The 20,538-nt window shown below is 68.4% G+C and carries 19 protein-coding genes; 4 read left to right on the top strand and 15 right to left on the bottom strand.

The window, feature by feature from the left end; all coding sequences use genetic code 11:
• Positions 1-3: 3 nt before the first annotated feature.
• From BLW75_RS21135 to BLW75_RS21075, 13 genes are all read right to left on the bottom strand, one after another.
• On the bottom strand, positions 4-552 hold the full coding sequence (locus BLW75_RS21135; protein ID WP_034324168.1) for a dTDP-4-dehydrorhamnose 3,5-epimerase family protein: 549 nt from the start codon (positions 550-552) through the stop codon (positions 4-6).
• The gene (locus tag BLW75_RS21130) at positions 549-1,784 is read right to left on the bottom strand and encodes a polysaccharide pyruvyl transferase family protein (protein ID WP_091598000.1); all 1,236 of its coding nucleotides are present in this window, start codon (positions 1,782-1,784) and stop codon (positions 549-551) included. Before BLW75_RS21130 ends, BLW75_RS21135 begins: the two co-directional genes overlap by 4 nt.
• The gene (locus BLW75_RS21125) at positions 1,781-2,722 is read right to left on the bottom strand and encodes a glycosyltransferase family 2 protein (protein ID WP_034324183.1); all 942 of its coding nucleotides are present in this window, start codon (positions 2,720-2,722) and stop codon (positions 1,781-1,783) included. Before BLW75_RS21125 ends, BLW75_RS21130 begins: the two co-directional genes overlap by 4 nt.
• Positions 2,719-3,969: an MATE family efflux transporter gene (locus tag BLW75_RS21120; RefSeq protein WP_091597997.1), complete on the bottom strand. Its 1,251-nt coding sequence runs from the start codon at positions 3,967-3,969 to the stop codon at positions 2,719-2,721. Before BLW75_RS21120 ends, BLW75_RS21125 begins: the two co-directional genes overlap by 4 nt.
• Before the next feature lie 56 nt (positions 3,970-4,025).
• Positions 4,026-5,306 (bottom strand): DUF4910 domain-containing protein, encoded by a 1,281-nt coding sequence (locus BLW75_RS21115; RefSeq protein ID WP_034324188.1) that lies wholly within the window; start codon positions 5,304-5,306, stop codon positions 4,026-4,028.
• Positions 5,306-6,328, bottom strand: coding sequence for an NAD-dependent epimerase/dehydratase family protein (locus BLW75_RS21110; RefSeq protein WP_034324191.1), 1,023 nt, complete (start codon positions 6,326-6,328; stop codon positions 5,306-5,308). The genes BLW75_RS21115 and BLW75_RS21110 overlap by 1 nt, the downstream gene beginning before the upstream one ends.
• Before the next feature lie 5 nt (positions 6,329-6,333).
• A complete protein-coding gene (locus BLW75_RS21105; RefSeq protein WP_034324193.1) occupies positions 6,334-6,987 on the bottom strand; it encodes a PIG-L deacetylase family protein in 654 nt (217 codons plus the stop codon).
• The gene (locus BLW75_RS21100; protein ID WP_034324196.1) at positions 6,984-7,781 is read right to left on the bottom strand and encodes a sugar phosphate nucleotidyltransferase; all 798 of its coding nucleotides are present in this window, start codon (positions 7,779-7,781) and stop codon (positions 6,984-6,986) included. The genes BLW75_RS21105 and BLW75_RS21100 overlap by 4 nt, the downstream gene beginning before the upstream one ends.
• The gene (locus BLW75_RS21095; RefSeq protein WP_034324199.1) at positions 7,778-9,013 is read right to left on the bottom strand and encodes a class I SAM-dependent methyltransferase; all 1,236 of its coding nucleotides are present in this window, start codon (positions 9,011-9,013) and stop codon (positions 7,778-7,780) included. The genes BLW75_RS21100 and BLW75_RS21095 overlap by 4 nt, the downstream gene beginning before the upstream one ends.
• A 275-nt stretch (positions 9,014-9,288) precedes the next feature.
• Positions 9,289-11,166, bottom strand: coding sequence for a S8 family serine peptidase (locus BLW75_RS21090; protein WP_241784171.1), 1,878 nt, complete (start codon positions 11,164-11,166; stop codon positions 9,289-9,291).
• A gap of 185 nt (positions 11,167-11,351) precedes the next feature.
• Positions 11,352-11,813, bottom strand: coding sequence for an acyl-CoA thioesterase (locus BLW75_RS21085; RefSeq protein ID WP_241784173.1), 462 nt, complete (start codon positions 11,811-11,813; stop codon positions 11,352-11,354).
• Positions 11,814-11,876: 63 nt separating this feature from the next.
• Positions 11,877-13,064: a BtrH N-terminal domain-containing protein gene (locus tag BLW75_RS21080; RefSeq protein ID WP_034324204.1), complete on the bottom strand. Its 1,188-nt coding sequence runs from the start codon at positions 13,062-13,064 to the stop codon at positions 11,877-11,879.
• A 24-nt stretch (positions 13,065-13,088) separates the two neighbouring features.
• The gene (locus BLW75_RS21075) at positions 13,089-14,057 is read right to left on the bottom strand and encodes a YncE family protein (protein ID WP_034324230.1); all 969 of its coding nucleotides are present in this window, start codon (positions 14,055-14,057) and stop codon (positions 13,089-13,091) included.
• 134 nt (positions 14,058-14,191) lie between these two features.
• On the opposite strand from BLW75_RS21075, the gene htpX reads away from it, so the two are divergent.
• The 3 genes from htpX to BLW75_RS21060 all read left to right on the top strand — a co-directional run bounded on the left by htpX (position 14,192) and on the right by BLW75_RS21060 (position 17,582).
• Entirely contained in the window at positions 14,192-15,058 is an 867-nt protein-coding gene (gene htpX / locus BLW75_RS21070; RefSeq protein WP_034324232.1) for a zinc metalloprotease HtpX, read from the top strand.
• Positions 15,059-15,191: 133 nt separating this feature from the next.
• The gene (locus tag BLW75_RS21065; protein ID WP_034324206.1) at positions 15,192-16,262 is read left to right on the top strand and encodes an LLM class flavin-dependent oxidoreductase; all 1,071 of its coding nucleotides are present in this window, start codon (positions 15,192-15,194) and stop codon (positions 16,260-16,262) included.
• 3 nt (positions 16,263-16,265) lie between these two features.
• Positions 16,266-17,582 carry an NtaA/DmoA family FMN-dependent monooxygenase gene (locus BLW75_RS21060; protein WP_034324209.1) on the top strand — a complete coding sequence of 439 codons (1,317 nt, stop codon included), beginning with the start codon at positions 16,266-16,268 and terminating at the stop codon, positions 17,580-17,582.
• Here the strand turns inward: BLW75_RS21060 and rfbA are convergent.
• Together rfbA and BLW75_RS21050 are read right to left on the bottom strand one after the other, a co-directional pair.
• Positions 17,572-18,453 (bottom strand): glucose-1-phosphate thymidylyltransferase RfbA, encoded by an 882-nt coding sequence (gene rfbA, locus BLW75_RS21055; protein ID WP_034324212.1) that lies wholly within the window; start codon positions 18,451-18,453, stop codon positions 17,572-17,574. The two genes, BLW75_RS21060 and rfbA, sit on opposite strands and share 11 nt — an antisense overlap.
• Positions 18,454-18,506: 53 nt before the next feature.
• The gene (locus tag BLW75_RS21050; protein WP_034324215.1) at positions 18,507-19,655 is read right to left on the bottom strand and encodes a sialidase family protein; all 1,149 of its coding nucleotides are present in this window, start codon (positions 19,653-19,655) and stop codon (positions 18,507-18,509) included.
• A 184-nt stretch (positions 19,656-19,839) separates the two neighbouring features.
• Between BLW75_RS21050 and BLW75_RS21045 the strand changes: the two genes are divergently transcribed.
• A complete protein-coding gene (locus tag BLW75_RS21045; RefSeq protein WP_091597991.1) occupies positions 19,840-20,499 on the top strand; it encodes a hypothetical protein in 660 nt (219 codons plus the stop codon).
• The last annotated feature ends 39 nt before the right edge of the window (positions 20,500-20,538 follow it).

Here is a 20,538-nt window from a genome sequence, read left to right as displayed (position 1 = left end):
GGATCACCTCGTGGTCGTCAGTGCGGCGGCTAGAGGGGGAGCGTGGGCGTCACGTTCGGACACCGCGCTGACCGGGAGCGGCCACGGGATGGCCAGTTCGGGGTCGGCGTAGGAGATCGCGATGTCCTCGGCCGGATCGTGCGGCCGGTCGATGCGGTAGGAGATGTCGGCGGGGTCGGTGAGCGCCTGGAATCCGTGCGCGCAGCCCGCCGGGATGTACAGCGAGACCTGAGTCTCCCCGGACAGTTCGAACCCTTTCACGGTCCGGAAGGTGGGGGAGTCCGGCCGCAGGTCCACGATGACGTCGAAGATGGCCCCGGACGAGCAGCGGACCAGCTTGGCTTCACCGCGTCCGCCACGGAGATGCAGGCCGCGCACGACTCCCTTGCGCGAGCGCGAAAGGCTGTCCTGCGCGAAGCCGCCGGGGTCGATGCCGACCGACGCGACGACCTCGCTGTCGAAGGTGCGGCTGAAGAACCCGCGCTCGTCGGCGAACGGTGTCGGCGTGAAGAGGTAGGCACCTTCGATTTCGGTAACCGCTTCGACCTTCATCGGATCTCCTCGGATTCGCGGAACAGCGTCTTGTCGAGAACGTCGTACTGCTTCTCCAGCAGCTTCCCCTTGGCGGCGCTCCGATCACGCAGGCGCTGCCAGAACTCCTCGGGTTTGGCCTCGAGTTCGGCGAGTTGCCGGACGAGCAGGTCGACGTCGACTGCGCGCGCGGACTGGCAGTACTCCGCCAGCCCCATGTTCGCCATGATGCTGTCCATCTTCTGCGAATAGCTGATCGAGATCGTCGGCTTCGCGAGCTTCAGCGAGCACAAGACGTTGTGATAGCGCGTCCCGACGACGGCACCGAGCGAGGCGATCTCGGTGACGAGGTCGCCGAGCGTGGGTAGTTTCGCCGCGGTCACCCGGTTCGGGTCGAGGCCGGGCCGTTGCTCGCGCAGATCGGCGAAGATCTCCTCGACGACGGGGTCGTCGATCTCGTCGCCGGTGAGCAGCCGGATTTCCCGCCCGTCGTCGACCAGCCTGCGCACGAACCGTTTCATGGCGGCCACATAGGACGAACGGATCTCCTCGCCGCGGCGCCGGTCGTCGTTGCCCCCGTGGAACTCCATGACGCCGACCCCGACGACGTCCGACGGCCGCCCGGCGGGGATCGGCATCGCGAACGCCAGATCCGGGTAGAGGTCGTCCTTCGTGGTGTCGAGCCCCATCTCGCGCCAGGCGTCGCGGGACAGCTCGTCGCGGAAGGACCGGTAGTGCGCGGAGCGGGCGGCGATCCGGTAGAGCCACCGTGTGGTTCGCTGGCGGATGACGTTCGAGCCGACGTTGAGCAGCGCGACCTTGGTCCCCCACAGCCTGCCCGACACCCCCAGCAGTGCCATCGCGTACGGGAAACCCCAGGGCCGCAAGGGAAGCGTTGTTTCGAGGACGCCGGCGCCGGGCACGATCACCACGTCGCACCGGCGGGTCCAGGTGAGGATCTTGATCGTGTCGGCGACCTTGCCCACGGCCTTCAGCAGGGCCGCGAGCACCCCCGTCGCGTCGCGGTTGCGCGAGTGGTACCAGAGCAGTGACTCCGCTTTGACGCCGTAGCGCGCCTCGACCAGTTCCGGTCCGGAGCAGAGGCAGCTGAGTTCCGCCTCCGGATGTCGTTGTCGTACGTACTCGAGGACGACCTCGAGTGATCCGTCGTTACCGATGTTCCCTGCCCCCAGCAGGCCGAAGAAGCCCACTCGGGGATGTCTTCGCTTTCTCGCTCCGGAGCGAGAGGTCACGACGTCCTCCTCTGCCGTCCAGGGACCACGGCGTCGATGTTCATTCCGTCGATTTCGGGTTCGGCGTCCTCGGCGCGGTCCTCGTTCCGGCCGCGGGACCGGTCGGCCAGCCAGGACGCCAGGTGCCGGTAGCACTCGCGCCGGTCCGCCGAGGAGAGCGGCGCCCGGCGGATACCGCCGACGAAGCCGCCGATGTACTCGCCGATCAGCCGCGGCATCGGGTTCCGCACCGGGTCGGCACGCCGCGGGTCGAGGTTCGAACAGCGCTTCCGGATGCTCGGGTTCGCCCGCTCGGCGCGGCCGGGGTGGTCGCGGCGGAAGTACTGCACCTCGGGGACCTGGTGGAACGGGCCGTGGAGGCTCAGTTCGGCGACATAGGTGCGGTCGGCGTGGTGATAGCTGTCGAGCGGTTTGACCCGGCGGAGCACGTTCGTGCGCATCACGCCGTAGAAGTCGTCGCCGCCGGTTTCGAACAGCAGGCTGCGGAACCGCGTCGGCGCGTGCGGCGAGTCCGTCGCCAGCGGGTAGTCGAGTTTGTGGGTCACCGCGCCGTGGTCGTCGATGATGGCCTGCCAGCTGTGGGCGACGATCGTCTCCGGTCGCTCGTCGAGTGCCTCGATGCACAGTTTCAGCAGGTCACGGCCATAAAGGTCGTCATGGGACGCCCATTTGAACAGCTCGCCGCGGGCTTCGTCGAGGACGCGGTTGTGGTTCGGGGACGCGCCGACGTTCTTCGGCAGCCGCAGATACCGGATCCGGGCGTCGCGGCGCTCGTAGTCCCGGCAGATCTCTTCGGTGCCGTCCGTCGAAGCGTTGTCCGAGATGATCAGCTCGAAGTCCTCGTAGCTCTGGCCCAGCAGGGCGTCGAGCGATTCGGACAGGTACTCCTCGCCGTTGTAGACGGGCAGCCCGATGCTGAGCCGTGGAATCTGGGTCATACCGTTCCCACCTCTTCGTCGTTGGTGCGTGGCGCGGCCGGCCGGTACTCGCGATACGCGACACGGAGCTGGTACCACCACAGCGCGGCGCCCAGCCAGACCGAGAGCATCGAGCCCCACGCGGCACCTTCGGCGCCGTCGATGTAGGCGCCGATGATCCCGAAGACCACATAGCCCACTGAAGCGACCAGCTGGGCGCGGAGACTGCGTTTGGCGTTACCGAGGGCACGCAATCCGGCGGCCGCGCCCGCGATGAAGCCGGCGGCGGTGACCGACAGGGTGACCGGCAGGATCAGCGGTTCCGCCGCGTCCCAGACCGAGCCCATGATCCAGCGCCCGACGTCGTGCGGTACCAGCAGCAGCAATCCGAGTCCCCACAGCAGGGCCGCCCCCGCTTGGCCGCCGCCGAGCACCACGCAGAAGTGCTTCAGCCGGTGCGGGGCGTGGTGCAGGACACGGGCGCCTTCGGCCACCGTCGTGAGCGAAAGGCCCATCAGCAGGGCCAGGAACGGCCCGAGCAGCTGCTCGGCACCGCGGACCGCGCCGACCGCGGTGATCCCCGCGATGGCCCCGAGTCCGTAAGCGCGCAGCTGCGACGAGCCGGCGTTGCTGACGTTCTCGATCAGGTAGCGCACGCTCAGGTCGCGCTGCTCCTTCACCCAGCCCGTCATTTCCGAAAGTCTCGGCACGATGCCGGTCTGGAACATCCCGTAGACCGCCGCGACCGCACCGGCCAAGCCCCAGGCCAGGACGAACGCGACCACGGTGCCGAAATGCGAGGCGATGCCGAGCGCCGGGATCAGCACGACACCCCACACCGTGTCGTTGACGAAGGCCTTCTTGCCGTCGCCCTTGGCGAACAGCGCGAACCGCCACGCGTCCTGCAGCATCAGCCCGGGAAGCACGACGCCGAGCGCGACGAACACGCCGCCCAGCGGCTGCACCGCGAGGAACCCGACGATCATGCTGACCAGGCCGGTCGCCAGGCCGACACCGATCGCCGTCCCCGCCGCCCGCGACACCGCCCGGCGCCAGGCTTCCTCCGACACCGCGGAGAAACGCACCATCATCGGGTCGGTGGCCAGGCCGCGCGAGAGGTTGAGCACCACGCCGTAGGTCACCCACGCGAGGCTGAACATGCCGAAGGCGAACGTGCCGAGCGAGCGCGCGACGAACAGCCCGACCGCGAAGTTGGTCAGGCTCGAAACGGCCTGGTCGCCGAGGCCCCAGCTGAGCCTGCCCGCCATGGCGCGTACGGCCCCGGAGGCCAGTGTCGCCCGATGTCTGCCGCCTGCCACCGGCGTCACTCCTTCAGCAATCCGGCGCCCTGCAGCGCGTGAGCGGCGGCGACGACGGAATCGAAGGGGAGACCGGATCGCTGGGCGACGTCGAGCAGGCTGTGCTCGCCGTCCGAGAGGTTGAGCACCCAGAGCATCGCCATCTGGGCCGTCTTGGCGTCGCTTCGGCCGCCGAGAGAGTCGTAGAGCCCGCGTTTGCCGAGCTGTGGCTCGCCGTACGGGCTCAGGTTGACGTAGCGGCGGTTCCGGTCCAGTACGGAGAACGCCTCGCCCAAGGTCGCGAGGGTGTCCTCCATCGCTTCGGTGGACACGAAATCCAGGTTGTCCGCCGAGGTGTGGTACTCGGGATAGCCGGCGTACGGCGTCCTGGTCAGCGAGCCGACACCGAGGTTGAACCCGGGCGAGCAGAACTGCCGTTCGTCGTAGCCGTACGGCGAGAAGTCCAGGACCTTGTGCGGTCTCCCGGCCAGGACGAATTCGAGCACCCTGTCGATCTCGGCGTCCCCACGGCGGCTTCGCTTGTAGGTCGGCGATCCGGGGTCGCCCGCGCAGGCGAGGACGATCCCGGCCTTGACCTTGCCGAGCCGTTCGGTGTTGCGCGCGAGCCAGGTGATCGCGCCGATCGTGCCCGGCATGAAGAGGAATCGATAGGTGAAGTGCGGTTTCCGTGCGGCCAGCCGCTGCGCGAGCGCCGCGGCGACGGCGATACCCGCGAGGTTGTCGTTGGCCAGCGACGGATGGCAGGTGTGGCACGACACCAGCACCTCGTCGGTGACCTCGCCGGGGACCACGTGCTCGGCGTAGGTCAGGTGTCCGTCGTCCAAAGTGGACTCGATCCGGACCTCGTAGTCGCCGTTCGGCAACGCGTCGAGCGTGTCCTGCGCCAGACAGAAACCCCACGTCGGCGCGTAGTAACTCGTGCGGTACGGCACCAGCGACGGCTGCTCGGGCAGCGTGTGGAGATGCTCGCGCAGGTCCGCCAGCGGCATCGTCTCGGCCACCGGGACGCTGTAGCCGACGACATGCAGGTTCGACTCCCGGAAGTCGACGACCTTCCGGCCGGACGGGTCCTTGACCCAGGCGTCGCGGATGTTCCACTCCTGCGGAACGGTCCAGTCGAGCACCTGGGTCCCGGTCGGCACCTCGTGGACGTCGAGCGGGATGTGCTCGCCGAGGATCTCCAGCGTGGCGCGGACGCCGTCGCCGGTGATGCTGCGGCAGAGCGGATACAGGCGCTCGACCAGCTCGCGCAGGTCGGCGCCCGTGTCCAGGGGTTCGCGCGTCATCACCGTCGCCGCAGGGTTTCGTCGATCTCGCCCGCGGCGGTCCGCGCGTTGAGCGTGGCCAGCCTGGTGAAGCGGTTCTTGAAGTCGTGCGCGGTCAGGCCGTGCGTGCGGTAGGCGTAGATCAGGTCGAGCGCGCCGTCCTTGACCGACCAGTCGCATTCGAAACCGGGGATCGCCTCGCGGAAGCGGGAGAAGTCGACGCGGTAGGAGCGTGGGTCCCCCGCGGACTCGCCGGTGATCCGCAGCTTCGCGCTGGGGACGGCCTCGACGACCTGCTGGGCGATCTCGGCCACGGTCACGTTGTTGCGCTCGGTGCCGATGTTGAACGCCTTGTCGTGGACGGCCGCCTTGGGGGCGACCAGCGCGGCCTCGAAGGCGCGCGCGATGTCCTTGGCGTGCACCAGCGGACGCCACGGCGTCCCGTCCGACAGCACCAGGATCTCGCCCGAAACGTGGGCGTGCGCGGTGAGGTTGTTGAGCACGATGTCCGACCGCAGTCGCGGCGAGAAGCCGAACGCGGTGGCGTTGCGCATGTACACCGGGGTGAAATCGTCGTCGGCGAGTGCGTGGAGGTCGTCCTCGACCCGCACCTTCGACTCGGCGTACGGCGTCACCGGGCGCAGCGGCGCGTCCTCGTCGACCAGGCCGTCTCCGCCCGAAGCGCCGTAGACGGAGCAGGTCGAGGCGTAGAGGAACCGCTTGACCCCGGCGTCCTTCGCCAGCTTCGCGAGCTTGACCGAGGCGCGGTGGTTGATGTCGTAGGTCAGCTCCGGCGCCAGCGATCCCAGCGGGTCGTTGGACAGCGCGGCGAGGTGGATCACCGCGTCCACCCCGGTCACGTGCTCGGCCGTGACGTCGCGGAGGTCGACTTCGTAGCCCTTGGGATCGTCGGGCTTCGGGCCCAGCACGCAGGTGTCGAAGAGACCGGAGTCGAGGCCGACGACCTCGTGGCCTTCGGCGGCCAGCACCGGGGCCATCACCGTGCCCAGGTAACCCTTGTGCCCGGTCAGCAGCACACGCATGGCTTTCAGCCTTTCGGAGTGAGGTCGAGCGTCAGTTTTTTGAGGTCGAAGGCCTCCGCATAGCGCTGCCCGCATTCGATTCCGCGAATGCGGGCGAGGCCGAGGAAGGCTTCCCGGTCGTACCAGGGCCGGTGCCGCTGCGAGGCGTAGTGCTCCTGCAGCAGCCGGACCTTCTGTTCGGCGATCTCGGGGGTGAGCGGCACGTACGCGGTGGGTTTGGCGAGGTCGCCGTCCCATTTCGCGATTTCGTACTCCAGCTGGAGATGGGTGCGGAACACCGTCGGCACCAGCGTGGCCAGCCCGCGGTGGTCCTGGTGCGCGTCCGCCGTGCGCGGGGAGAGGACGAGGTCCGGGTCGGTGCGGCGGCGCAGCTCTTCCAGGCTGTTCTTGGCCTCTTCCCAGTGCGCGGGGAACCGGCCGTCGGGCAGTTTGAGCACGGTGACGTCGACGTCAGCCTCCTGGCAGAAGGCCGCGAGCGCGGCTCGCTCCTCGGTCTCCCGCTCCGTGCCGCCACCGGACAGGACGAGCGCGTCCACCCGGACACCAGGGTGGGCGGCGCAGAGCGTGAGCAGGGTGCCGCCCGCGCCGATGGCGATGTCGTCACAATGCGCGCCCAGCGCGACGATCCGCTCGATCCCGCCGGTACCGAGTCCGATCACGCGATGCTCACCGGAGCAGGTTCGTGCTCCCACAACGCCCACGGACGGTCGCCGTGCGCGTAGGCGTCGTCCAGCTGGACGCGTTCCTTGACGGTGTCCGTCGGCTTCCAGAACCCGCGATACGGGTACGCGAGCAGTTTCCCCTGTTTGGCGAGTTCGCCGCAGCCGTCGGCCACGAGGTCGCCGCCCTCGGGGATGTGGTCGAAGATCTCCTGGCGCAGCACGAAGTACCCGCCGTTCTCCCACAGCGGCATCTCGCTGACCGGGGTCAGCGCGCCGATCCGGCCGTCCTCGCCCATTTCGACGCAGTGGAACGACGACTGCGGCGGCACGACCATCATCGACGCGCCGGCGTCGGAATCGGTGAAGCGCTCGACCATCTCCGGCAGCGGGGCATCGGTGAGGACGTCGGCGTAGTTGGCGAGGAACATCTCGTCGCCCTCGAGGTACGGGCGCACCCGGCGCAGCCGCTCTCCGATGGCCGATTCGAGGCCGGTCTGCACGAAGGTGATCGACCAGTCCGCGATATCGGTCGACAGCAGTTCCGCCTTGCCGTTGCGCAGGACGAAATCGTTGGAGGTGGTCTCTTCGTAGTTGAGGAAGAACTCCTTGATGTGGTGCGCGCCGTAGCCGAGGCAGAGGACGAACTCGGTGTGGCCGAAATGCGCGTAGTACCGCATCACGTGCCAGATCAGGGGTCTGGGGCCGACCATGGCCATCGGCTTGGGCACGTCGGACGCGTCTCCGTTGCGCATCCGCATGCCGTAGCCGCCGCAGAAGAGGACTACCTTCACGACTTCACCTCGACGATTTCCAGGTGCGGGATGGGAAAGACCAGTTTTCCGCCCCATTCGTCCACAAAGGACAATTGGGCGGTCAGCTCCTTCCGGAGGTTCCACGGAAGGACGAGCACGTAGTCGGGCTTGTCCGCTTCGATCCGTTCCGGCGGCAGGATCGGGATCCGGGTGCCGGGGGTGAAGCGGCCGTGCTTGTACGGGTTCCGGTCGACGGTGTACCGCAGCACGTCCGGGCGGATACCGCAGTGGTTCAGCAGCGTGTTCCCCTTGCCGGGGGCGCCGTAACCGACGACGGTCTTGCCTTCGAGCGCCGCGTCGGTGAGGAACTTGTTCAGCTCGAGCCGGACCTTGGTGACCCGCTCGGAGAATTCGGTGTAGCCGGACATTTCGTGCAATCCGGCGGCCTTCTCGGCGTCGAGGACCTGGGTCATCCGCTCGCTCGGCTCGCCGGCGACGGCGTCCGGGCGCGCCCACAACCGGATCGAACCGCCGTGTGTGGGCAGGAGTTCGACGTCCACAACGGACAATCCGCCGCGCGCGAGGGCCCGGCGCGCGGATTCCACCGTGTAGTACTGGAAATGCTCGTGATAAATCGTGTCGTACTGGTTCTCCTGGATCAGCGTCAGCAGGTGCTGGACCTCGATGCTGACCCAGCCGTCGTCGGCGACCAGGGCGCGCAGCCCGTGCGTGAAACCGATGATGTCCGGGATGTGCGCGTAGACGTTGTTCGCCACGACGAGGTCGGCGGGACCGTGCTCGTCGCGGACCGCACGCCCGGTCTCGGGGCCGAGGAAAGCGGTCTTCGTCGGCACCCCGGCGTCACGCGCGGCTTGGCCCACGTTCACCGAGGGTTCCACGCCAAGACAGCGGATCCGCTGCGCCACAACGTGTTTGAGCAGATATCCGTCGTTGCTGGCGACCTCTACGACGAACGACGACTCGTCGAGCCCCAGCCGCTCGACGGCACCGTCGACGAAGGTCTTCGCGTGTTCGACCCAGGAGGCGGAATACGACGAGAAGTACGCGTATTCGGTGAAAGTCTCTTCCGGGGTGATCAGGGGCGGGATCTGGGCGAGCCGGCACTCGGTGCAGACTCGCAGGTGCAGGGGGTATGTCGGCTCCGGCTCCGCGAGCTGCTCCGCGGTGAGGAACCGTTCGCACGGCGGCGTCGCCCCTAGGTCGACGACACTGGCGAGATGGGCCGAGCCGCAGAGTCGGCAGGTGGTCATCGAAAAGGCTCCTTGGCTCGCGTCACGTATCCCAGACGTCGGCACCTCGGGTCGCCTCGTTACATGCCTTTCAGGGGTCTCACGCTTCCGTCTCACAACCGAAACCTGTCGTCTCGGCCATCGGCGCAGGCGCCTCCGCCATCCGGGCCCGGGTACTCGCGTTCAGCGGGCTGAACGCGATACGCGAGGCCGGCGCGACACGCGGTCGCCACGCCCACCGGCCACTTCGCGTTTAGCGGGCTAAACGCGAAGTGGCCGGCAGGGGCCTCAGAGCGTCAAGAAACCACCAGCGCGTAGTCCGCGTCGGTGGCCGATGTCTCCGGGTGCCCGTCGGCGTTCACCTGCGTCGCCACGACCTCCACCGTCCACGTACCCGCGGCCGGCTTCTCCAGGATGACGTTCTCCACCGTGTCGACCGTGTTCGGCGATCCACCCGCGGTCGAGAAGTTGCCCGCCTTCAGCCCGTTGTTGCCGTAGTAGACGGTCCCGTTCGGCGCGGTGACCTTCAGGGTCAGGTCGTTGACCCTGGCGACCGACGCGCTCGGCGAGCCCGCCGGGTCGGTGTAGGCCAGCGTCGCCTTGAACTGCTTGGTCCCGTTCACCGCGACCGTGTACTTCTTCGACTGCCCGGTGCCCAGCAGGTCGGTCTCGTTCACCAGCACCGGCAGTTTCCATCCGTTCGCCTTGGCCTGGTCGTGCAGGTACCGCACGTTCGCGGTGCCCCAGCCCTGATGCGTCCTGGTCATGTCGTGCGACGTGCCGCTGAACGCGAACTGGTCGGCCCCGTTGACCAGCAGCGCCTTCGCGGTGGCGGCGTGCGGTCGGCTCGTGAACACGTCGCGGGCCTTGCCGGGCCCGCCGTCGAACACGCCGTCGGCCCACATCTGGAACAGCAACCCGGCGTTCCCGCAGGTGATCGGGGTCGCGCCGCTCGTGCCGCCGAACGACGTCGTGTACGAGGTGTCGCTGCCCGACGACGTGGTGTCGATCCGGTCGTAGTAGTTCGACAGTTCCGGTTTGATCCGGCCGTCGGCCGCCGGGCCGATGCTGGCGCCGCCGCTCCACTTGTCGTCGGTGCGGCCCAGCGTGTTGTAGTGGTACTGCCCGCCCACCGAGAGCACGTTCTTCGACCAGGCCTGCGGCCGCGACTGCTGGGTGCCCGCGTTGCTCTGCGACTGGCAGATCAGCAGGTCGTGGTCGAAGACGATCTTGTCGAGCTCGGCGGAGACGGAGTTGTAGGCCGTGGTCAGCCCACCGCCCCAGCTGTTGCTCTGGAACACCGCGCGGTACTTGCCCGCCGGGTCGACCAGTTCCTTGGTGTGGGCGTAGCGGTCCGGCTTGTTGTAGGTGGCGAAGATCCCCTGTCCCTCGGGCAGCAGCCCCCGTTGAGGCGCGCTCACCCCGGACGCGAAGATCTGGCCGTAGGTCGATGTTCCGTGGCTGGTGCTGGTGGAGTTCGAGCCGTGCATCACCGTCGGCCGTGCCTTGAACTCCTGGTGGGTGACGCGCAGGCCGCCGTCCATCACCTCGCCGCGTACGCCCTGACCGCGGTAGCCGCCGACACTCTCGACGTAGTTCGCGCCCCCGCTCTCCCTGGCGTTGGCCATGTCGGTTTCGGGGGCGGTGATGGCGCCGACCGCGAGCACTTCGGCCCCCTGCGCCACGGCGGCGGCCTGCCCGGAACCGAGTTTCGCGACGATGTGCTGCCCGCTCTGCGAAATCGCCTCGATACCGCCGCCGAGCCGCAGGATCCGCTCGGCCACGACGCGCTGGTCCCGCGCGTCCGGCTCGACCAGTGTCACCAGATGGCTGCCGGTGGCGGCCGCCGACATCTCCATCTTGTCGTCCGGCCGGTATTCGCCGAGCCAGCGGACGAATGCCAATTCCGCCACCGATTCACGGTTCTCCGGCTTCAGTCGGACCACGTAGGCGAAATCGGGAATGTAGGTCCCGATCCGCACGCCGAGCGAGCGCAATTTCCCGCGCTGCGCGTCGGTCAGCGCGCTCCGGACCTGGAGCAGGTACGCGCCCTTCCAGTCCTGGCTCGCCGCCGCGCGCTGGCTCAGCGGGTCGAAGGTCCTGCTGGCCAGACGGATGAACTGGGGATCTTCGGCGGCCGGGGCGGCGACGGCCGCCCCGCTCGTCAGTAGCATCGCGCCGATCATGGGCGCGAGGAAGCGGACAGACTTCGGCCGTGGCATGAAATACCTCCGGGGAGCTCTGCAGGGGAGAGAGGTCTTTCGAAGGTACCGGCCGAAAAGCGTGATGATCAGCCGCTGAACGGCCCAGCCGTATTCCGGTAGTGCGGGAAATGGAGCATAAACGGTTAAAAACTGATTCAGGAGATCTCGTCGATTGCCCCGCTGAATCGCGTCAGCCGCTCACGTTCCTCTTCGGCGAGCCGCCGCGTGCTGCCTTCGGGCAGGGTGCACGCGACCCAGATGGTGCGGCAACGCGCGTAGACGGCCCGCTCGTCGCGCAGCCTGCTGTTCACCACGACGTCGCAGGTGCCGATCCGGCCGACCACGGTCTCCACCTCGACCGGGTTGTCACGGAAAGTCAGCCTGCGCAGGTAACTGACGTTGTGCTTCGCGATCAGGTACGCCGGCCCCTTGGCCTGGAGAAGGCACTCGCGCCGCGGGTCGAGCAGCGCGATCTGGGCTTCCTGGAAGTAGTCCAGCAGCCGCACGTTCCCGACGTGACCGAGACAGTCCAGGTCGGCGACACGCAGGCGATGGCGGTGGAGGTGGATCTCGGGAGCGGGACGCGCACTGGTCGTCCCCAGCGGATGTGCGTGCACGAAGTGGATCTTGAACGATGGCGTGGTGTTACGGCCGCGCGGCGCAACGGACGTCGGCCCGGTTCACTCCATCAGGGCTTCGGAGAGTTCGCGGATCGCGGCGGTCTCGGCGGTGTGGATGTCTTGGATCATGGCGCCCATCGTGCCGAAGAGTTCCCGGACTTCGACGTCGGTGAACGGCGTTTCGTCGTTGTAGTGCGCGCGCAGTTTCCACATTTCCGCACCGGCCGCGGCGGCGGCGTCCTGCCCCGCGTCGCCTTCCCGCACGCCCGCCGACACCGCGCTGACCAGCCCGCGCACCCACGCGAACTCGGCATTCGACGCCGGGACGGCCGTCTCGGCCAGTTCGGCCCAGCGTTCGCCGATCGCGCGCCAGGTCGATGCCTGTTCGGCCAGCGTCGGGAGTTCGAGCAGGACGGCGGCTTCGGTGAGCGCGTCGGCGAACAGCCCGCGCAGGTGCCCGCCCTCCATCCCGGCCGGGGTGACGCTCTCCCAGACGGTGAACAGCGCCCCGACGAGCCCGCGCCGCTCGCCGAACGCGCGCGGCCAGCCCTTCGGGTCACGTTCGTCGTTCATCGCCTTCGCCCAGCGTCCCCAGGCGGGCAGCGAGAACGACTTCGACGGCGCCGAAAGGTTCCGGACGCAATCCGTCAGCCCGGCGCGCACGGCCGTCCGCCAGTCGGAGACCTCGCCGGGCTCGATCGTCGCGAGCAGGTTCTTGTAGGAGCCGACCCTGGCGCGCGCGGCGTCGAACGTCTTCCGGTCGACAGTCAGTGGGGCGAGGTTCCGGTCGTCGACGAGCACCCGGCCGTCTTCTTCGCCGTACGCGACGACGAAGTGGCCGCCACCGCCGGACATCTCCGGCGGCAGATGCCAGTAGCCGAGCGACTCGCGGTCCGGGAGGACGATCACCGGCCGCCCCGCTTCGAGATCGGCGGTGAGCCGTTTCGCGGCGGCGCGTTTGCCGCCGGTGGTGTGGAGATCGATGCCGAGTCCCAAACGGTCCACTGTGGACTTGAGCCATTCCTGCGGATACTGCCAGCGCGCGCGGAAACCGAACACGATCGTCGACATCGTTTCGTGCGCGAAGTCCCACAGGATGTAGCCGGCCCCGATCCCGCCGGACACGGCGAAGACCAGCGCCTCGCCGGGCGACTTCCCGTCCGGCCCTTCGACACCGTGATGCGCCAGTACGGCGGCCACGGCCGAGACGTCCGGTTGCAGCCCGCCGCGCAATTCGTACTCGCTCACCCCGCCATCATGCCCGCTCCGGCGTCAGAAATCCCGGATCAGGGAAACCCTGCCGCGCAAGGGATCCGCCACGTACACCATCCTGGTGCGCTGGTCGATCGCGACGGCGCCGGGGTTCACGCCGAGTGACAGGTCGCCGGTGAGCAGGCTCGTCACCCCGTCGATCCTGGCGACGCCGTTCGGCCCTCCGTTGGAGTACACGGTGTTCGACCCCTCGTGGACCGCCACCGAGGAAGACTCCGAGCGCAACAGCACGGTCGCCTTCTCCTTGCGCGTGCCCGGGTCCACAACGGACAGATGATGGATCGCCGAATTCGCGACGAACACCGTCCCGGACGCGTTGTGCACGGCGACCCCCGTCGGTGACTTGCCGACCGGGATCCCGCCGGTGAACTTGCCCGCGCCGATGTCGAAGACCTCCAGCGAGTCGGTGGCCGTGCTGGTGCAGTACGCGAGCTTGCGTCCGCCGTCGACCGCCGTCGACGACAACCCCCGGGTGGGACCGGGGACGAGGTCCAGCAGGCGGCAGCCCACGCCGTCGATGACGGCCAGCGTCCCGGTGAGGGCGCTGACCGCGTAGATGCGGTTCGCCCGCTCGTCGATGTCGACGCTGGACGCTCCAGGGCCGGCAGGCACCACGCTGACGACGTCATTGGTCCGCCCGTCGATGACGAGGACGGTCCCGCCGGGCGGGTTCGCGACGAAGATCCGGTTGGTCACCGTGTCCACGGCCAGCCCGGCGGGCTCGCCGCCGACCGGGATCACGTCGCCGACCGTGCCGGACCGCGAATCGAGGACGACGATCGTGCCGGTGGACGGGTCCGAGAGGTACGCGAAACCGGTGACGGAATTCACCGCGACCGCCTCCGGGGCGCCTCCGACCTCGACAAGAAGCACTTTTTCGGCTCGGGCCGCCGGCGCGAAGGCGACCGCGGAGGCGCCGGCCGCGGCCAGGGTGAGCAGGGCTCTGCGGCTCAGTTCGGGTCCTCGCACAGGCGCCTCCCGATGATCGTTCCGGGGTTCGACGATAACCCGCGAGCCGAGCACGCGAAGGAACTTCGCGTCCCCCGATCGCGTTGTTTCCGATGAGTAACCCCCACCCCGCAGAATGGAAGGAGCAGGACGCCGTGCACAAACACCAGAACGGGCTCAAGACCGTCGTCCTGCTCGGCCTGCTGTCCGCGCTCATCGTCGGGATCAGCGGTTTCTTCGGGCGAGGCGCGCTGGTCATCGGCCTCATGGTGGCGCTCGGGGTCAACGCGTACGCCTACTTCAACTCCGGCAAGCTGGCGCTGCGGGCCATGCGCGCCCGCCCGATTTCGGAGGCCGAGCACCCGGCGATGTACCGGATCGTGCGGGAGCTGGCCACCACCGCGCGGCAGCCGATGCCGCGGCTCTACGTCAGCCCCACACAGGCCCCGAACGCCTTCGCCACCGGTCGCAGCCCTCGGCACGCGGCGGTGTGCTGCACCACCGGCATCCTCGACCTGCTCGACGAACGCGAACTGCGCGCGGTGCTGGGGCACGAGCTGTCCCACGTCTACAACCGCGACATCCTGATCTCGTGTGTCGCGGGCGCGCTGGCGAGCGTCATCAGCGTGATCGCCAACATCGCGATGTTCACCAGCGTCTTCGGCGGCAGCAACCGCGAGGACGGCGAGAGCCCGCTGGTCGGGCTGCTCCTGGTCATGATCGGGCCGATCGCGGCCGCCGTGGTGAAGCTCGGCGTGAGCCGCTCGCGCGAGTTCCAGGCCGACGCGTCGGGCGCGGAACTCACCGGCGACCCGCTCGGGCTGGCGTCGGCCCTGCGGAAACTCGACCGAGGGACGCGCGCCGCTCCGCTCGTGCCGGAGCCGAAGCTGGTCTCGCAGTCGCACCTGATGATCGCGAACCCGTTCCGTTCGGGCGAAGGCCTCACGAAGCTCTTCTCGACCCACCCGCCCATGGCTGAACGCATCCGGCGCCTGGAAGAAATGGCACGCCACCCCCACTGACCAGCCGGATCGCGATTAGGGGGCTAAACGCAGGTCGGCCCGGGATCGCGATTAGGGGGCTAAACGCAGGTCGGCCCGCTGTCCCAGGTCGTGGGAGCGGGAATCGGGGCATGGGCGCGCGAGTTCCCCGGGCATGGCTTCCGCACAGCAGTTGCACATCGGGGTCGCGCTCGACGGGGCCGGTCGGCATCCGGCCGCCTGGCGGGTCTCCGACGTCCGCCCGGCCGCCTTGTTCACCGCCGCCCACTACCTGACTCATGCGAAGCTTGCCGAAGCGGCTTCGCTCGACTTCGTCACCCTCGACGACACCCTCGCGCTCCAACCAGGAGGCGAGGAGGTCGTCCGAGGCCGGCTCGACGCGCTGTTGACCTTCGCCGCGATAGCCCCGGTGACCAGCGGAATCGGCCTGGTTCCGACGGTAACCACCACGCACACAGAGCCGTTCCACATCTCGACGGCCGTCGCTTCGCTCGACTTCGCGAGCCGCGGCCGCGCAGGCGTCCTCGCGGTGCCTTCGCGCACCGAAGCCGAAGTCGCGCACTTCGGCAGGCGCACCCTGCCGTCCGAGGCTGACGCCGAAGCCGAGAACGCCGAGGTCGTCGACGTGATCGCGCGGCTCTGGGACAGCTGGGAGGACGGCGCGATCATCCGCGACGAGCCGACCGGCCGCTTCATCGACCGGGAGAAGCTCCATTACGTCGACTTCGAGGGCCGCTTCTTCAGCATCAAGGGACCTTCGATCACGCCGCGCCCGCCGCAGGGGCATCCCGTCGTCGCGGTGTACGGCGACTCGCCGTACGCACACGGTGCAGACGTCGTCCTGGTCGACGAGGTCCGCGGCGCCCGCGAACGTTTCCCGGACGCCAAGCTTCTGGCGGGTCTGACGATCGTGCTCGCCGAGACGGAGCTGGCGGCGCTCGACCGGTGTCGCGCGCTGGAGACCTACGCGCCCTTCCCGCACAGCCTGAGCTTCACCGGCACTCCCGCCGACCTCGCGATCGAGCTGCCCCGCCTCGCGGCGTCCAACGGACTCGACGGCTTCCACATCCGCCCTGCGGTCCTGCCCGACGACCTGGCGCTCTTCACCGCCGAGACCGTCCCCGCGCTCCAGGCCGCGGGCGCGTTCCGGCAGACCTACACCGGCGCCACCCTGCGCGACCATCTCGGACTCGGGGTCGCCGCCAACCAGTACACGGAGGCGTGACAGATGCCCAAGCAGGTCAAACTCGCCGCACACTTCCCCGGCGTCAACAACACCACCGTGTGGAGCGACCCGCGTTCGGGTAGCCAAATCGACTTTTCGTCCTTCGAGCATCTCGCGAGCACGGCCGAGCGGGGCAAGTTCGACTTCCTCTTCCTCGCCGAGGGCCTGCGCCTGCGCGAACACGCGGGCAAAATCCTCGACTCCGACGTCGCCGGGCGGCCGAACACCACCACCGTGCTGGCCGCGCTGTCGGCGGTCACCACCCGGCTCGGGCTCGCGGGCACGCTGTCGTCGACGTTCAACGAGCCGTACGAGGTCGCGCGACAGGTCGCGAGTATCGACCACCTTTCCGGCGGCCGCGCCGCGTGGAACGTCGTCACCTCACCGGACGCGTGGACGGGCCAGAACTTCCGCCGCGGCGGCTTCCTGAAACGCGAGGACCGCTACCGTCGCGCCGAGGAGTTCCTCGCCACCGTGCGTGAGCTCTGGGACAGCTGGGCGCCCGGCGCACTAATGGGGGACAAGGAGAACGGCGTCTTCGCGCGCGGCATCGAGCGTTTTGTCCACAGTGGACCGCAGTTCGACATCCGCGGCGAGTTCACCGTCCCGAGGACCCCGCAGGGGCAGCCGATCGTCATCCAAGCCGGCGACTCGGACGAGGGCAGGGAGTTCGCCGCCAAGACTGCCGACGTCATCTTCAGCCGCCATGGCTCACTGGAAAGCGGCAAGGAGTTCTTCGCCGACGTCAAGCGGCGGCTACCCGCCTACGGCCGCGAGCGCGGCGACCTGCTGATCATGCCCGCGGCGACGTTGGTCCTCGGTGACACCGAGGAGGATGCGCACGAATACGCCCGCGAGATCCGCTACCAGCAGGTGCGTCCGGCGACCGCGATCCAGTTCCTCGAACAGGTCTGGAGCCGCGACCTCTCCGCCTACGACGCCGACGGTCCGCTCCCCGAGGTCGACCCGGACCCCGACGCCGAACCGCTGACCTGGGGCCGCGTCCGGCACGAGAAGGATCCCCTCGCCGTGGCCGCGAAATGGCGGGCGATCGCGGAGGAGAAGAAGCTCTCCATCCGCGAACTCGTCATCGAGGTGACCGCGCGCCAGCAGTTCGTCGGCACCGCCCGGCAGGTCGCGGAGTCGATCGACGAGTACGTCCAGAGCGACGCCGCCGACGGTTTCGTGCTGGTACCGCACCTGACCCCGGGCGGGCTGGACACTTTCGTCGACGACGTCGTTCCGCTGCTTCAGGAACGGGGTGTCTTCCGGACCGACTACACCGGCGACACCCTGCGCGAGCACCTGTTCAGCCGGTAGCGCCCTGGGTGCGTGCGACGTTCATCAGATATTCGCCGTAGCCGGACTTCGCCAGCTTCGCGCCGAGCGCGTAGCACTGCTCAGCGTCGATGAAGCCCATACGCAGCGCGACTTCTTCGAGACAGGCGATCCGGACACCCGTCCGGTGTTCGAGGACCTGCACGAACTGGCCTGCCTCCAGCAGCGAGTCGTGCGTGCCGGTGTCGAGCCAGGCGAACCCACGGCCGAGGTCGATCAGGGTCGCGCGGTCTTGGCGCAGGTAGGTGAGGTTGACGTCCGTGATCTCCAGTTCCCCGCGCGGGGAGGGCTTGAGGTCACGGGCGATCTCGACGACCTGGTTGTCGTAGAAGTACAGGCCGGTGATGGCCTTGTTCGACTTCGGCTTCTCGGGTTTCTCCTCGATGGAGAGGAGCTTGCCATCGGCGTCGATCTCTCCGACGCCGTACCGCTGCGGATCCTTGACCGGGTAGCCGAACAGCACGCAGCCGTCGAGCGAGGTCGCCGCGGCCTGCAGCCTGCTGGAGAATCCCTGGCCGTAGAAGATGTTGTCGCCGAGCACGAGTGCGACGTCGTCGTCGCCGATGAAGTCCGCGCCGATGACGAACGCTTCGGCCAGCCCGTTCGGGGCGGCCTGTTCGGCGTAGCTGAAACTGAGCCCGAACTGGCTGCCGTCACCGAGCAACCGCCGGAAATGCGGCAGGTCGACGGGGGTCGAGATGATCAGGATCTCGCGGATCCCGGCGAACATCAGCACCGAGATCGGGTAGTAGATCATCGGTTTGTCGTAGACCGGTAGCAGCTGTTTCGATATCGCCTGGGTGATGGGATGCAGACGCGTCCCACTGCCCCCCGCCAGCACGATGCCCTTCATGCGATGCCCCCGCTTCGTAGCCGATCGCTCGGGACCTCACACTACCGGGTGGCTCAGAACGCCGGGCCCTTCGCGAAGTACGCCTTGCAGCCGGCGTTGTTCTCGGTGGAGATCTGCAACACGTTCTTTCCGCCGTCGACCGGCAGCAGCGTCGAGCTGTAGTTGGGGCAGAAGTTGTCGTGGATCCCGGTGATGTGCACCGGCGCCGGGAGTTCGTACCAGTGCCCGGCGCCGAAGTTGTCGTTGACCAGCAGCACCTTGCCGTTCTTGCTCTGCGGCACCCCGGCGGCGTTGGTGTAGATCTGCCCGACCATCACCAGCCGCACGCCGTTCGGGCCGCCGGGGAACAACGTGACCGTCTGGGCGTGCTGGAAGTAGTTGCCGTTCGCGGTGGTGACGCGGGTACCGGGGTCGAGGGGGTCGCCCCAGTTGGCGCCGTCGGAGGAGATCTTGAAGTACGGGTCGCAGAAGCGGTCGCGGTAGTTGCAGATCTCGTAGGCCAGGTAGTACCGGCGGTCGGGGAGGCGGCGGATGATCGGCATCCCCGGACGCACCCGATGCGGAGGGATGGCCATCGTGCGCTGCTTGGTGCCCCATTTCACCCCGTCGGTGGAGGCGACCCGGTTCATCACCTGCGCGAACTGCGGCGCCTCGGTTTCGTCGGCGTAGTGCAGCCACAGCGTGCCGCCCGCGTCGACGACGAACTCGGGCTCCCAGATGCCGTCGTGGTTGTGCGAACGCGCCGCCTCGGACAGGAAACCCCACGTGCGGCCGGCGTCGCGGCTGGACCAGATCCTGATGCCGATGCGCCGCTCCGGACCGGCGTTCTGCCGGTAGCTCGCGGCCCACAGCAGGGTGCCCGCGCGGAGCCTGCCGACCCGTTGCGGCAGTTCGTACAGCGTTCCGCAGCACATGCCGCGGCGGCCGTCGCGGTCGCGGATCTCACCGATCTTGTGGAAGCTCTGGCCCTCGTCGGTGCTCTCCATGATCGGGGTGAACTTGCCGTTCGCGTCCTCGCTGGTCAGCGACGCGATGATGCGGCCGCGGCCGATCGGGGAATGCTCGAGCCGGATGAGCCGCGGGTACGAGCCGTAGCCCGGAACGAGCTGCTGGCGCTCGGCGGCCTGCGCGGAGGTGGACAGGGACGCGATCACCGTGAGTGACAGCGCGAAGGCTAGTGCGGAGCTGAAACGGCGCTTCATCGTGACCTTCCTCGAACGCGATCGCCGGATTACAACACGGGCTTTTGTCCCTTTCGGACTCCCGCGAAGGCGTCGCGGCGGAAACCCACTTCCGAGTGGGTTTAATCGCTCGGCCGAGTGGCCCGGTAACGCTGGGCTATCGGCAGGCGAAGATCCGTTGACGGGTTCGACTAGGGGGAAACACGTGATCAGGCGCTTGTGCGCGGCTGTGCTGCTGACCGTGGGCCTGGTGGCCTGCTCATCGCCGAACCTGGGCCGCGTCGTCCCGCAGGCGGCCGCACCGGAAGGCCTCGCCGCGCCTTCGCCGGCCCCCACGACCACCCCGAGGCCCGGCCCGCAGCCGGAAGAGAAGCACTCGGGCAAGGGGAACGCGTCGGTCCCCATGGCCTGGCCGACGCGCCTCGGCTTCGTGACCTTCGACTGCCCGAAGTGTTCGGGCCACGTCGCGGTCAACACCGAGAACGAGCTGATCGTCAACGACATCGGCCCGTACAAGGGCACGCGGTGGATCAACGACATGCCCGGCCGACAGGCGAAGACCTTCACCATCAAGGCCAACGCCGCCTGGACGCTGACCATCACCGACGAAAGGGGCCTGCCCGTCCTGGAGCCGGGCAAGCCTTTGTCGGGCAAGAGCGAAGCGGTGTTCGCCGTGCCCGGCACCGCCACGTCGATCGCCATCACCACCGAGAACAGCGGCCGGACCGCGGTGTGGGTGCACAGCGGCGACCACTCGGAACTGCCCGTCAACCAGCTCGGCGACTACCGGGGCAGCGTGCCCGTGGCCGGCCCGGCCTTCGTGTCGGTGGAAGGTGACGGGACCTGGACGGTCACCGCGTCCTAGATCTTGGAGCCCGCCGCGATCTTGGTGCAGACTTGACGC

This window comes from Amycolatopsis lurida, assembly GCF_900105055.1.
Classification (GTDB): domain Bacteria; phylum Actinomycetota; class Actinomycetes; order Mycobacteriales; family Pseudonocardiaceae; genus Amycolatopsis; species Amycolatopsis lurida.
The sequence above is the reverse complement of the archived record's forward strand: the minus strand, read 5'-3'. Positions and strand labels throughout refer to the sequence as shown.